8 protein-coding genes are annotated in these 13384 nt (G+C 64.8%); 7 read left to right on the top strand and 1 reads right to left on the bottom strand.

The features are described from left to right. Positions 1-88: 88 nt before the first annotated feature. The 4 genes from dnaE to ACSQ3N_RS14950 all read left to right on the top strand — a co-directional run bounded on the left by dnaE (position 89) and on the right by ACSQ3N_RS14950 (position 7164). Positions 89-3634 carry a DNA polymerase III subunit alpha gene (dnaE, locus tag ACSQ3N_RS14965; RefSeq protein ID WP_056165521.1) on the top strand — a complete coding sequence of 1182 codons (3546 nt, stop codon included), beginning with the start codon at positions 89-91 and terminating at the stop codon, positions 3632-3634. A gap of 79 nt (positions 3635-3713) precedes the next feature. Continuing rightward, positions 3714-4082 carry an ATP-dependent Clp protease adapter ClpS gene (clpS, locus tag ACSQ3N_RS14960; protein ID WP_056166438.1) on the top strand — a complete coding sequence of 123 codons (369 nt, stop codon included), beginning with the start codon at positions 3714-3716 and terminating at the stop codon, positions 4080-4082. Between the two features lie 57 nt (positions 4083-4139). Then, the gene (clpA, locus tag ACSQ3N_RS14955) at positions 4140-6488 is read left to right on the top strand and encodes an ATP-dependent Clp protease ATP-binding subunit ClpA (protein WP_056165524.1); all 2349 of its coding nucleotides are present in this window, start codon (positions 4140-4142) and stop codon (positions 6486-6488) included. 418 nt (positions 6489-6906) lie between these two features. Continuing rightward, positions 6907-7164, top strand: a complete 258-nt coding sequence (locus ACSQ3N_RS14950) for a DUF2789 domain-containing protein (RefSeq protein ID WP_056165526.1) — start codon at positions 6907-6909, stop codon at positions 7162-7164. 57 nt (positions 7165-7221) lie between these two features. On the opposite strand, the gene ACSQ3N_RS14945 is transcribed toward ACSQ3N_RS14950, so the two are convergent. Then, positions 7222-8703: a lytic murein transglycosylase gene (locus ACSQ3N_RS14945; protein WP_436146686.1), complete on the bottom strand. Its 1482-nt coding sequence runs from the start codon at positions 8701-8703 to the stop codon at positions 7222-7224. A gap of 280 nt (positions 8704-8983) precedes the next feature. On the opposite strand from ACSQ3N_RS14945, the gene sbcB reads away from it, so the two are divergent. The 3 genes from sbcB (at position 8984) to ACSQ3N_RS14930 (ending at position 13206) form a co-directional block, all read left to right on the top strand. After that, positions 8984-10429, top strand: a complete 1446-nt coding sequence (sbcB, locus tag ACSQ3N_RS14940) for an exodeoxyribonuclease I (protein ID WP_056165528.1) — start codon at positions 8984-8986, stop codon at positions 10427-10429. A 146-nt stretch (positions 10430-10575) separates the two neighbouring features. After that, complete coding sequence (locus tag ACSQ3N_RS14935; RefSeq protein ID WP_436146685.1) at positions 10576-11823, top strand: cystathionine gamma-synthase family protein; 1248 nt, start codon at positions 10576-10578, stop codon at positions 11821-11823. Between the two features lie 51 nt (positions 11824-11874). Continuing rightward, complete coding sequence (locus tag ACSQ3N_RS14930) at positions 11875-13206, top strand: protein kinase domain-containing protein (protein ID WP_056165532.1); 1332 nt, start codon at positions 11875-11877, stop codon at positions 13204-13206. Positions 13207-13384: the final 178 nt, after the last annotated feature.

Below are 13384 nucleotides of genomic sequence, written 5' to 3'. Positions count from 1 at the left end.
TTGTACTGGGCGCGGCACCACCCCCAGATGCGTGGGTATCGCGAGTTTTCTGCCGGGCAGGCCGCCGGACTTTTTACAATGGCCCCCTATGTTTGTTCACCTGCGCCTGCACACCGAGTTTTCCGTCGTTGACGGTACCAACCGAATCGATGAGGTGGCCAAGGCTGCCGCCAAGGACGGCCAGCCCGCTCTGGCCATCACCGACCTCAACAACCTTTTCGGCGCCATCAAGTTTTACAAGGAAGCGCGTGGTAAAGGTGTCAAGCCGCTGATCGGGGCCGAAGTCAACGTCGCCTCGGAGTCCGGCCCTCCGGCGCGCATCGTGCTGCTGGTGCAGAACAAGCAGGGCTACCTGAATCTGTGCGAACTGCTGGCGCGCGCCTGGACGCGCAACATCGTCAAGAACGTGCCCGTGTGCACCTGGGACTGGCTGCGTGAACTGGGCGAGGGCCTGATTGCCTTGGCGGGGGCGCAGGCCGGGCCGGTGGGCCAGGCGCTGATGAAGGGGGACGACGCCGGGGCCGCCAACTTGGCGCTGGAACTGGCGGGTATCTTTCCCCACCGCTTCTACATGGAGATCCAGCGCGCCGGCCGTGCGGACGACGAGGCCCATGTCATAGCCGCCGTGCAACTGGCTGCACGGCTGAGCCTGCCCGTGGTGGCCACGCACCCGGTGCAGTTCGCGACGGCCGAGGATTACGAGGCCCACGAAGCGCGCATCTGCATTGCCGAAGGCGAGATCCTGGCCAACCAGCGCCGGGTGCGCAAGTTCACGCGCGAGCAGTATTTCAAGTCCAGTGCCGAGATGCAGGTGTTGTTCGCCGATGTGCCCACGGCCATCACCAACACCCTGGAAGTGGCCAAGCGCTGCAACCTGACGCTGGTGCTGGGCAAGCCGCAACTGCCCGATTTTCCGACGCCCAACGGCATGCCGGCCGACGAATACTTTCGGTTTGCGTCGTTCGAAGGGTTGGAAGCGCGCTTGAAGCACCTCTTCCCCGACGAGGCCAAGCGCGACAAGGAGCGCCCGCGCTATGTGGAGCGCCTGGAGTTCGAGCTTGGCACCATCCTCAAGATGGGTTTCCCGGGCTACTTCCTCATCGTGGGGGACTTCATCCAGTGGGCCAAGGCCAACGGTTGCCCAGTGGGGCCGGGTCGTGGTTCGGGTGCGGGCTCGCTGGTGGCCTATGCGCTCAAGATCACCGACCTGGACCCGCTGGAATACAACCTGCTGTTCGAACGCTTCCTGAACCCTGAGCGGGTGTCCATGCCCGACTTCGACATCGACTTTTGCCAGTCCAACCGCGACCGCGTGATCGACTACGTGAAGGACAAGTACGGCAAGAACGCCGTGAGCCAGATCGCCACCTTCGGCACCATGGCGGCCAAGGCGGCCATCCGCGACGTGGGCCGTGTGATGGACATGAGCTACATGTTCTGCGACGGCATCTCCAAGCTCGTGCCCGGCAAGCCCGGCATGTCGTACACCCTGGCGTACCCGCCTGAGGTGAAGAAGGAGGGCGACAAGAACAACTACGCGCTCGAGCTCGAGCCCATGCTCTACGAGCGCCTGCGCAAGGAAGAAGACGTCAAGACCATTATCGAGATGGCGCAAAAGCTGGAAGGCATGACCCGCAACATCGGCATGCATGCCGGGGGCGTGCTGATCGCGCCGGGCAAGCTCACCGATTTTTGCCCGCTGTATCAGCAGCCCGGCAGCGAGTCGGCCGTGAGTCAGTACGACAAGGACGACGTGGAAGCCATCGGCCTGGTGAAGTTCGACTTCTTGGGCTTGGCCACGCTCACCATCCTGGAGATTGCGCGCGAGTTCATCATGAAGCGCCACAAGGGCCAGGAGAACTTTGCGTACGAGAACATTCCGCTGGACGACGGACCGACCTACCGGCTGTTCTCCGAGGGCAAGACCGAGGCCGTGTTCCAGTTTGAAAGCCGCGGCATGCAGGGCATGCTGAAAGAGGCGCGCCCCAGCCGCCTGGAAGATCTGATCGCGCTGAATGCGCTGTACCGCCCCGGTCCCATGGACCTGATCCCCAGCTTCGTGAACCGAAAGCACGGCAAGGAGGTCGTCGAGTATCCGCACCCCGCCGTGGCCGACATGCTCAGCGAGACCTACGGCATCATGGTCTACCAGGAGCAGGTGATGCAGACCGCGCAGATCCTGGGCGGGTACAGCCTGGGCGGCGCCGACCTGCTGCGCCGCGCCATGGGCAAGAAGAAGGCCGAAGAAATGGCCGAGCACCGCGAGAAGTTCCGCGCCGGTGCCCTGGCCACCCACGGCATCGACCAAGCCAAGGCCGACGAAGTGTTCGACCTGATGGAGAAGTTTGCGGGCTACGGCTTCAACAAGTCGCACGCCGCCGCGTATTCCCTGCTGGCGTACCACACCGGCTGGCTCAAGGTGCACTTCACCGCCGAGTTCTTCTGCGCCAACATGACGGTGGAAATGGACGACACCGACAAGCTCAAGGTGCTGTTCGAGGATGCGGTGAAGCACTTCGGCATCACCTTCGAACCGCCGGACGTGAACCGTGGCAAGTACCGCTTCGAGCCTGTGACCGACAAGATCATCCGCTACGGCCTGGGCGCGGTGAAAGGCACGGGCCAGCAGGCCGTCGAGGCGATCGTGGCGGCGCGTGAAGGCCGGGGCGAAGGGCCGAACGGCTCCACCACCGGGCCGTTCAAGAGCCTGTTCGATTTCTGCCTGCGCGTGGACAAGGCGCGCATGAACAAGCGTTCGGTGGAGGCGTTGATCAAGGCTGGCGCGTTCGACTCGATCAACATGAACCGCGCCGCGATGGTCGCCTCCATCGACCGGGCCTTCGACTTTGCTGCTGCCACGTTGGCCAACGTGAACCAGGGCGGGTTGTTTGACATGATGGGCGACGACGCGCACGGCTCCAGCACGCAGGAGCCCGAACTTGTCGACGCGCTGCCCTGGGGCATCAAGGAACGGCTCACGCTCGAGAAGACCGCGGTGGGCTTCTACCTGTCGGGCCACCTGTTCGACGAGGTCGCCACCGAGGTGCGGCGCTTCGTTCGCACGTCCATCGAAGAATTGCTCGACAGCCGCGAGTCCCAGGTGCTCGCCGGCATCATCAGCGACTTTCGCGTCATCAACGGGCAGCGCGGCAAGCTGGCGTTGTTCAAGCTTGACGACAAGTCCGCCGTCATCGAGGCATCGGCCGACGAGGCGCTGCTCAATACCTACCGCAACCAGCTCAAGGAAGACGAGTTCGTGGTCATGATGGGCCGCTTGCAGCTCGATCATTTCAGCGGCGGGCTGCGGGTGAAGGTCCAGCAGGTGTGGGACCTGGCCGGGGCGCGTTGCCGTTTTGGCAAATACCTGCATGTGCAGGTAGGCGACAAGGGGCCGGACGTGCCGCGCCTGGTGCGCGAGTTTCCGCCGCGCCGCGAGGAAATACCCGAGGGCGACTCGCTGGTGCACGGCCTCAAGGTGCGCATGGGCGTACGCTGCGCCGCCGAGGGGGCTGCTGCCGTGGCGGAACTGCAACTCGGTGAAAACGCGCGTTTCTACCCCACCGACGCCGCGCTGGCCGCCTGGACGGCCCAGGTGGGCACCGGTTCGGCGACCGTGGTGTACGACCACGGGTAAGGCGATGGGGCATGACCTTGAAAAAAACAGGATCAACGCCAGATTTCTCTCGCGGCAGCAGGCCGCGCGGATGGCTAGAATGATTTTCATGGCAACTAAACCACCTTCACCCCCCACCGCGCCGCCCGTCATACGGCCAGCGCGGGATGATGGCGGTTCGGTCGTGCTCGAAAGACGCACCCAAAAGACCCAGCCGCCGCAGATGTACCAGGTGGTCATGCTCAATGACGACTACACCCCCATGGAGTTCGTCATCGTGGTTCTGCAGGAGTTCTTCAGCAAGGACCGTGAACAAGCGACCCAGATCATGTTGAAAATTCATCTCGATGGCAAAGGCGTCTGCGGGGTGTATTCCCGCGACGTGGCAGCCACCAAGGTGGAACAAGTGCTTGACGCCGCCCTCAAGGCGGGCCACCCACTGCAATGTGTCAGTGAGCCTGTTGAATAACAGGTCTTTTGTCCCGATCTAAAGTTATCCCTTCCACGCAAGCACAAAGGAGTTCACATGATTGCCCAGGAACTGGAAGTCAGCTTGCACATGGCCTTTGTTGAGGCCCGCCAGCAACGCCACGAATTCATTACCGTGGAGCATCTGCTGCTGGCACTGCTCGATAACCCCAGCGCAGCGGAAGTGCTGCGCGCATGTTCGGCCAACATCGATGATTTGCGCTCATCGCTGTCGAACTTCATTAAAGACAACACGCCCCAGGTGGCAGGCACTGATGAGGTGGACACGCAACCCACGCTGGGCTTCCAGCGTGTGATCCAGCGCGCCATCATGCACGTGCAGTCCACGGGCAACGGCAAGAAGGAAGTCACCGGCGCCAACGTGCTGGTGGCCATCTTCGGAGAGAAGGATTCGCACGCCGTGTACTACCTGCACCAGCAGGGTGTGACGCGCCTGGACGTGGTGAACTTCATCGCCCACGGCATCAAGAAGGGCGAGCCGCCAGAACCCGCCAAGGCCGAAAACCAGGCTGAAGGCGAAGAGGGCGGTGGCGGCGAGCGCAGCGAAAAGGCGTCGCCCCTGGAGCAGTTCACCCAGAACCTGAACCAGGCCGCCAAGGAAGGCAAGATCGATCCGCTGATCGGCCGCCACTACGAGGTCGAGCGCACGATCCAGATCCTGTGCCGCCGCCGCAAGAACAACCCGCTGCTGGTGGGTGAAGCCGGCGTGGGCAAGACGGCGATTGCCGAGGGCCTGGCCTGGCGCATCACGCAAAACGACGTGCCGGAAATCCTGGCCGAGGCCGTGGTGTATTCGCTCGACATGGGCGCACTGCTGGCGGGCACCAAGTACCGCGGCGACTTCGAGCAGCGTCTGAAGGGCGTGCTCAAGTCGCTCAAGGACAAGCCCAACGCCATCCTGTTCATCGACGAGATCCATACCCTGATCGGTGCGGGTGCAGCCTCTGGCGGCACGCTCGATGCATCCAACCTGCTCAAGCCGGCGCTGTCCAGCGGCCAGCTCAAGTGCATCGGCGCGACCACTTTCACGGAATACCGTGGCATCTTCGAAAAAGACGCCGCGCTGTCGCGCCGTTTCCAGAAGGTGGACGTGGTCGAGCCCACGGTGCAGGAAACCATCGACATCCTGAAGGGCCTTAAGTCGCGCTTCGAAGAGCACCACAGCGTGAAGTACGCTGCGGCCGCCCTGCAAGCCGCGGCCGAGTTGAGCGCCAAGTACATCAATGACCGCCATCTGCCCGACAAGGCGATCGACGTCATCGATGAAGCCGGTGCTGCCCAGCGCATCATGGTGCCGAGCAAGCGCAAGAAGACCATCGGCAAGGCCGAGATCGAAGAGATCGTGGCCAAGATCGCGCGCATTCCGCCGGCCAATGTCTCCAACGACGACCGCGGGAAGCTGCAGACGCTGGAGCGTGACCTCAAGAGCGTGGTGTTCGGCCAGGACAAGGCACTCGAAGTGCTGGCGTCGTCCGTCAAGATGGCGCGCTCGGGCCTGGGCAAGGGCGACAAGCCGATCGGCTCGTTCCTGTTCAGCGGCCCCACGGGCGTCGGCAAGACCGAAGCGGCCAAGCAGCTCGCCTACATCATGGGCATCGAGCTGATCCGCTTCGACATGTCGGAGTACATGGAGCGCCATGCCGTGAGCCGCCTGATCGGCGCGCCTCCGGGCTACGTCGGGTTCGACCAGGGTGGCCTGCTGACCGAAGCCATCACGAAGAAGCCGCACGCGGTGCTGCTGCTCGACGAAATCGAGAAGGCGCACCCGGACATCTTCAACGTGCTGCTGCAGGTCATGGACCATGGGACGCTGACGGACAACAACGGCCGCAAGGCCGACTTCCGCAACGTGCTCATCATCATGACCACGAACGCTGGCGCCGAGACCATGAACAAGGCGACCATTGGCTTCACCAACCCGCGGCAGGCGGGCGACGAAATGGGCGACATCAAGCGCCTGTTCACGCCCGAGTTCCGCAACCGGTTGGACGCCATCGTCAACTTCAAGGCGCTTGACGAGCAGATCATCCTGCGCGTGGTGGACAAGTTCCTGCTGCAACTGGAAACGCAACTGGCCGAGAAGAAGGTGGAAGTCACCTTCACCGACACGCTGCGAAAGCACCTGGCCAAGAAGGGCTTCGATCCGCTGATGGGCGCGCGTCCGATGCAGCGCCTGATCCAGGACACCATCCGCCGCGCGCTGGCCGACGAACTGCTGTTCGGCCGCCTCACGGACGGTGGACGCCTGACGGTCGACATCGAGGTGAAGACCGACGACAAGGGCGTGGAAACTCCCGAGGTGCTGTTGGATATCCAGCCGGTGACCAAGAAGGAACGTTCGGCCAAGTCCGAGCCGACCGAGCCGGAAGAGGCGACGGCCGACTGAGGAGGCGGCGGCCAGGTGACCCTTTAATGATGGGTAACTTGGTAGTCACCTGATCATCCGGACAGGCTTCCAGAGCGGACCCTGCAGAGCCACACATGGCATCGGCGGCCCGTCAAGCCGCTCGGTACGTCTTTCGATCAAGCCAGCCATCATCGAGATGGCTGGCTTTTTCTTTGGGGGGAGGTGGGGCGATGGCAGTGTTTGCACACACGCGCGTCTGTCAGCCGTCGGCTCTACTGCGCGCAAGACATTCCATGCGGAGACCTTGAGGCAAAAGCTCAAATTGCAGAAAACCGCCCTGGGCGGGCAGAGTCGGGCTTTAAGCCACAGCACAAGCTGCTATGTTCAACACACGCATCGCTGGAGGTCATTCACTGACCGTTTGTTGCCAGCGTATTCACAACAAGGAGCCTTGCCCATGATCACCACTGAACCCACCATGACCAACCTTTTCCTGCAGCTGGGCCTCGATGAGAGCGAGCAGGGAATCGCCGACTTTATTAAAAGCCACCAGCTGCCCACCGAAGTGGCGTTGGGCGAAGCGGAATACTGGAGCGATGCGCAGCGCCAGTTTCTGGTGGAGCAGCTCAAGGCCGACGCGCCATGGGCGATGATCGTCGACCAGCTGAGCGAAGCCCTGCACTCTGACGCCGTCAAGCGCAGCACAGGGCTCTGACCCAATGCATCAGGCGCTGCGGCTTGTCCGCAGCGTCCCTTTTGCCGCATTTACCGGCTATCGGGCGGGGATTGCGGTAGATGCCGCCGCTGGGCCTGCCGAACCTTTCAGGCGGGTCAGCAACTCGGTCGTTGCGTACCCGTCGGCCACCAGGCCCTCGCTTTGCTGATAGCGCCTGAGGCCCGCGCGGGTGGCCGGGCCCAGCACTCCGTCAGGGCTGCCCGTGTCAAACCCCCGCTCGTTCAACGCCATCTGCAGCGCCTGCACTTGCTCACGCGACAACGCGGGCAGGTCGCGGGGCCACACTGCCAGGATGGCCGCCCCGCCTTCGATCTGCTGTGACAACTGGGCCACGCCCAGCGCGTAGGTCACGGCATTGTTGTAGCGCAGCAGTGTGCGAAAGTTGTGGCCCACCAAAAATGCAGGGCCGCGGGCGCCCGCCGGTGCCAGCACCGAGGCAGCCTCCAGCGCCGGCAAAGCCTGCCCGTCCATGGTTTGAACACCTTCTGCCGCCCACTGGGCAGAGCTCTGGCGCACGCTGAGTTCCGTGCGCGCGTGGTCGAAGCTTGCAGGCAGCTTCACTTCAGCGCCCCAGATCTCGCCTCGCCGCCAGCCCTCGCCAGCCAGGAATGCCGCCGTGGATGCAGCCACGTCCGGCACGCTGCCCCAGATGTCGCGGTGGCCGTCCCCGTCGGCATCGACGGCGTGGCGCAAGAACACGGACGGAAGAAACTGCGTGTGCCCCATGGCGCCTGCCCAGGACCCGATCATGCGGTCTGCGGCGATGTCCCCCTGGTCGATGATGCGCAGGGCCGCCAACAGCTCGTTCTGCGCCCAGGCGCGGCGCCGGCCTTCGTAGGCCAGGGTGGCCAGCGCATCCACCGTCCGGAAGGTGCCGAAGTTGCTGCCGTAGTTGCTTTCCATACCCCAGATGGCGGTAATCACCGCCGCAGGCACGCCGTAGCGTGCCGACGCGGCCTGCAGCGCCGCCGCATGCTCGGCCAGCTTGGCCTGGCCCTGCGCCACACGCTGCGGCGACACGGCACTGTCAAGGTAAGCCCACGGGGTGCGGGTGAACTCGGGCTGGGCGCGGTCCAGCTCCACCACGCGGGGTTGCCACTGCGCGGTGGCCAACACATTGCGCACGGTGTCGGGCCGTATGCCTGCCTGCAGGGCCTGGGCCTGAAACGAGCTGTTCCACACGGCAAAGCCTGCGATGTGGTCCGCGTCGGAAGAACTGGCCGGGGCAGGGGGGGTGGCGACTGGCCTGGGTGAGGTGGCAGATGTGGCGGTGGCTGAAGGCGCAGTCGATACCGCCGATACGGCCGATACCGAAGTTGCAGCGGGCGCTTTACCTGTTGCCGGCGTCGAGGCCTGCACCGTCTGCGCAGGTGCCTGTGCCACAGCGGGCCGCCCGCCGTGGACAGGGGCGGCGCAGCCCGCTAGGGCCAATGCGGCGGTCAACGTCAAGAGTGCAGCAGGCATTTTTGTCCGTGCGCTGCGCGAGAAGTCGGGAGAAACAAGCGTGGTGCGGGTCATGCACCATTGTCCCGTCCCACGGGGCCTCCGCTGCGCTGGAGGTGTATCACCGCGTGAATGCGGTGGTGACGGAGCAGGGCCAGGCAATCATGGCAAGCGCGATGGCGATGCAGTGACGGTGTGGCGAACGGCTCGGCAGTTCACTATTAATTTGATAGCTGCCAGCGCTTGAATAGCAAGCGGTAGCGGCCAAAAATGCCTCAAATCGGGTTACATTTGGCCCACCGCGACGGGCCCGCTGCCCGTCCTTTAGCTACCGACTGCCCACCGTCTTCTGTCCATGGCTTCACACACCTTTCTCTGGCACGACTACGAAACCTTCGGCGCCAACACGCGCCGCGACCGGCCCGCGCAGTTCGCGGCCATCCGCACCGATGCCGACCTCAACGAGATCGGCGAGCCGCTGAACATCTTCTGCCAGCCGGCCAACGACTACCTGCCCGACCCGCAATCGTGCCTGATCACCGGCATCACGCCCCAGCAGTGCCTGGAACAAGGCGTGCCAGAGCACCAGTTCGCCGCCCGCATCGAGTCCGAGTTTGCGCAGCCGGGCACCATCGGTGTCGGCTACAACACCATCCGCTTCGACGACGAGATCACGCGCTTCATGTTCTGGCGCAACCTGATCGACCCGTATGCGCGCGAGTGGCAGAACCAGTGCGGCCGCTGGGACCTGCTGGACGTGGTCCGCATGACCTATGCTCTGCGGCCCGACGGCATCACCTGGCCCAAAAAGGAAGACGGCGCGCCCAGTTTCAAGCTGGAGCACCTCTCCAAAGCCAACGGCCTGCTGCACGAAGCCGCGCACGATGCCCTGTCGGACGTGCGCGCCACCATTGCGCTGGCGCGCCTCATCCGCCAGCACAACGCCAAGCTGTTCGACTTTGCGCTGTCGCTGCACAAGAAAGACCGCGTGGCCACCGAACTGCGACTGCCGGCCACAGCGATCACCGCGCGCCCGTTCCTGCACGTCTCGGGCATGTTCCCGGCGGACCGGGGCTGCCTGGGCGTGATGTGGCCGTTGGCCAGCCACCCCACCAACAAGAACGAACTCATCGCCTGGGACCTGTCCCAGGACCCGACACCCCTGGCCACCATGGGTGTCGACGAGATCCGCCTGCGCATGTTCAGCAAGGCCGACGCACTGCCCGAAGGCGTCACGCGCCTGCCGGTCAAGACCATCCACCTCAACAAGTCGCCCATGGTGGTGGGCAACGTGAACACCCTCACGCCCGCGCTGGCGCAGCGCTGGGGCATCGACATGGAGCAGGCCGCGCAGCATGCGAACGTGGCGCGCAGCCTGCCCGACATGAGCGGCATCTGGCCGGCCGTGTTTGCCCGCCCGCCCGAGGCCACGCCCGATGTGGACCAGGACCTGTACGGCGGTTTTGTGGGCAACAACGACCGCCGCCTGCTCAACGAGCTGCGCACCATGAGCGGCGAGAAGCTGGCCCGCTCCCGCGCCGCGTTCGACGACCCGCGCCTGGCCGAGCTGCTGTGGCGCTACCGGGCGCGCAACTTCCCCGCTACGCTGTCGCCTGAAGAAGCGCAGCAGTGGGAGGCGCACCGCGCAGCCTGCTTGTTCGACGGGCAGGGCGGGGCGCGCACGGTGGAGCAGCTGTTCACCGAAATCGACACGCTGTCGGAGACCGCTGAAGACGACCGCACGCAGGACATCCTGGGGGCCCTGTACGATTACGCGGAGCACATCGCGCCTGAACGGTAGCCCCCCTGAGGCGCTGCGCGCCTTCCCCCCTGAGGGGGGACGCACCCGGTGGCCCGGCAAAGCCGGTTCCACGGGTGCACTGGCGTTGAGGGCGCGCCAGATTCAGAGCCTGTGACGATAGCTGACCCAGAAATCCGCTTACTTTTATGACGACACCGCAGACCAACCATTTCACGACTGAGATCCTCCACGCCGACCGCCAGGGCGGCGCGGAGCATGGGGCCATTCACAAGGCCATCCACACCTCGGTGCAGTACGGCTACGACAAGGTCGAAGACCTGATCGCCGTGTTCCAGGGCACCGCCAAGGGGGGCTTCAACTACGCGCGGCAGGGCACGCCCACCACGGCGGCGCTGGAGGCCAAGATCACCCAGATGGAAAAAGGGCAGGGCACCATCGTGTTCGCCACGGGCATGGCGGGCATCTGCGCCATCTTTCTCACGCTGCTGAAGGCGGGCGACCATCTGGTGGCCAGCCAGTTCGTGTTTGGCAACACCAACAGCGTGTTCGGCACGCTGGCCGACCTGGGCATCGAGGTGACCCTGGTGGACGTGACCGACGCCGCCAACGTGGCGGCTGCGGTGCGGCCCAACACCCGCATGGTGTTTGTCGAGACCATCGCCAATCCCGGCACGCAGATCCCTGATCTTGAAGGTGTCGGCACTGTCTGCCGCGAGCGCGGGCTGCTGTACGTGGTGGACAACACCGTGGCGTCGCCCTACCTGTTCCGTGCGTCCACGGTGGGCGCGGGCCTGGTGCTCAACTCGCTCACCAAAAGCATTGGTGGGCAGGGCGCGGCGCTGGGCGGTGCGGTCACCGACACCGGCTTGTTCGACTGGAGCACATACCCCAACATCTTTGCGCCCTACCGCAAGGGCGACGCCAAGGGCTGGGGCCTGCAGCAGGTGCGCAAGAAGGGCCTGCGTGACATGGGCGGCACCCTGTCGTCCCACGCCGCGCACCAGATCGCGCTGGGCGCCGAGACGCTGTCGCTGCGCATGGACCGCACCAGCGCCACGGCGCTCGCGCTGGCCCAGTGGCTGGAGCAGCACCCGGCCGTCTCGCGCGTGCTGTACCCCGGCCTGCCATCGCACCCCCAGTACGCGTTTGCGCAAAAACACCTCAAGGCCGGCTCGTGGCTACTGTCGTTCGAGCTGTGCAACCCCGACCATTGCCTGCCGGTGTGCAACCGCCTGCAGCTGCCCATCAAGGCCACGGGCCTGGCGGACACGCGCACGCTCATCATCCCGGTCGCTCACACCATCTTCTGGGAGGCCGGCCCCCAGGTGCGCGCCGCCATGGGCATTGCCGACAGCATGATCCGGCTGTCGGTGGGCCTGGAAGAGGTTGAAGACCTGCTCGCAGACTTCGAGCAAGCACTGTCAGGTCTCTGACCGGGCGCTGACGGCAGGCTCCATTCCGAAGGCTCCAACCCCGTTCACACCATGGCCACTGCAACCTCCGCGCCCCCGGCAAGCATCGGCAAGTACCGCATCGAGCGCGAGCTGGGCCGGGGCGCCAGCGGCATCGTGTTCCTGGGGCTGGACGGCTTTCGGGGCCGCAAGGTGGCCATCAAGCAGACCCACGCGCATCTGCTGAAGCAGCCCGAGCAGGCCGAGCGCTACCGCAAGCTGCTGCGCAACGAGGCGGCGCTGTCGGGCCGGCTGCGCCACCCCAACATCGTGCGCCTGCTCGATGCCGATGAAGAGGCCGTACCGCCGTACCTGGTGCTCGAATACGTCGACGGCCAGCCCCTGTCGGCCTACGCCACACCCGACGCACTGCTGCCCGTGCCCCAGGTGCTGGACATCGCCTTCAAGTGCTGCAACGCCCTTGAATACGCCCACCGCGAAGGCCTGGTGCACCGGGACATCAAGCCCGCCAACCTCATGCTGGCGCAGGACGGCGACATCAAGCTCACCGACTTCGGCGCCGCGCTGTCGCTGCGCAGCGATGCCACGCAACTGTCGGGCCTGGTGGGCTCGCCGTCGTACATGTCGCCCGAGCAGGTGCGCGAGCAGGACCTGACGCATCACAGCGACATGTTCTCGCTGGCCGTGGTGGTGTACGAGCTGCTCACCGGCCGCCGCCCGTTTGACGGTGATACCGACTTCGCCACGCTCTACAAGATCAGCAACGAAACCCCCACGCCGCCCAGCCTGCTGCGCGCCTCGTTGCCCAGCCATGTGGACGACGTGCTGCTGCGCGCCATGGCCAAGCAGCCAGCCGACCGCTTTGCCACCTGGCAGGACTTTGCCCAGGCCCTGCTGGCCGCCCACCAGGGCCTGCCGCGCCAGAAGTCGCAGGACACCGAGGCCGAGCGTTTTGCGCGGCTGCGGGCGCTGCCTTTCTTTGGAGATTTTCACGACGTGGCACTGTGGGAGTTGATGCGCCTGGGCCACTGGCGCCGACTGGAGCAGGGCACGGTGCTCATGCGCGAGAACACGCCCGGCGACTCGTTTTGCATCCTCATCGAAGGCCAGGTCAGCGTCAGCCGCCAGGGCTGGACCCTGAGCACTCTGGGCCCCGGCGTCACCTTGGGCGAGATGACCTACCTGCGGCCCGAGGACAAGATGCGCACCGCCACGGCCGTGGCAGAGACCGAAGTGCTGGTGCTCAAGGTGCGCAACCCCGCGCTGCAGGGTGCATCGGAAGACCTGCAGTCGCGGTTTGACAAGGCGTTCATCAAGCTCTTGGTGGGGCGGCTGATTGCCACCAACGAGCAATTGGGGGAGTGGGAGCTGGTGGCGGCGCCGGGGTCGGCGGGCGACGAGTGATAGTTCTGGCGGGGGTGTCGTGCGCAGCGCTGCTGTCCATGGGCCTGACGCTGCGGACGGCTGTCAGGCAGCGTTTCTGCCATCTGCCATCTGCTCCTTGTCTTTGAACACGTACTATCGGCCAGATGGGGACATCAACCTCGGTCACTTGGGCAGGTGAGTTGTTGCAAGCTTTGGG

The organism is Acidovorax sp. LjRoot194, assembly GCF_964253015.1.
Taxonomy (GTDB): Bacteria; Pseudomonadota; Gammaproteobacteria; order Burkholderiales; family Burkholderiaceae_C; genus Acidovorax.
This window is presented reverse-complemented; position numbering and strand designations above follow the sequence as displayed.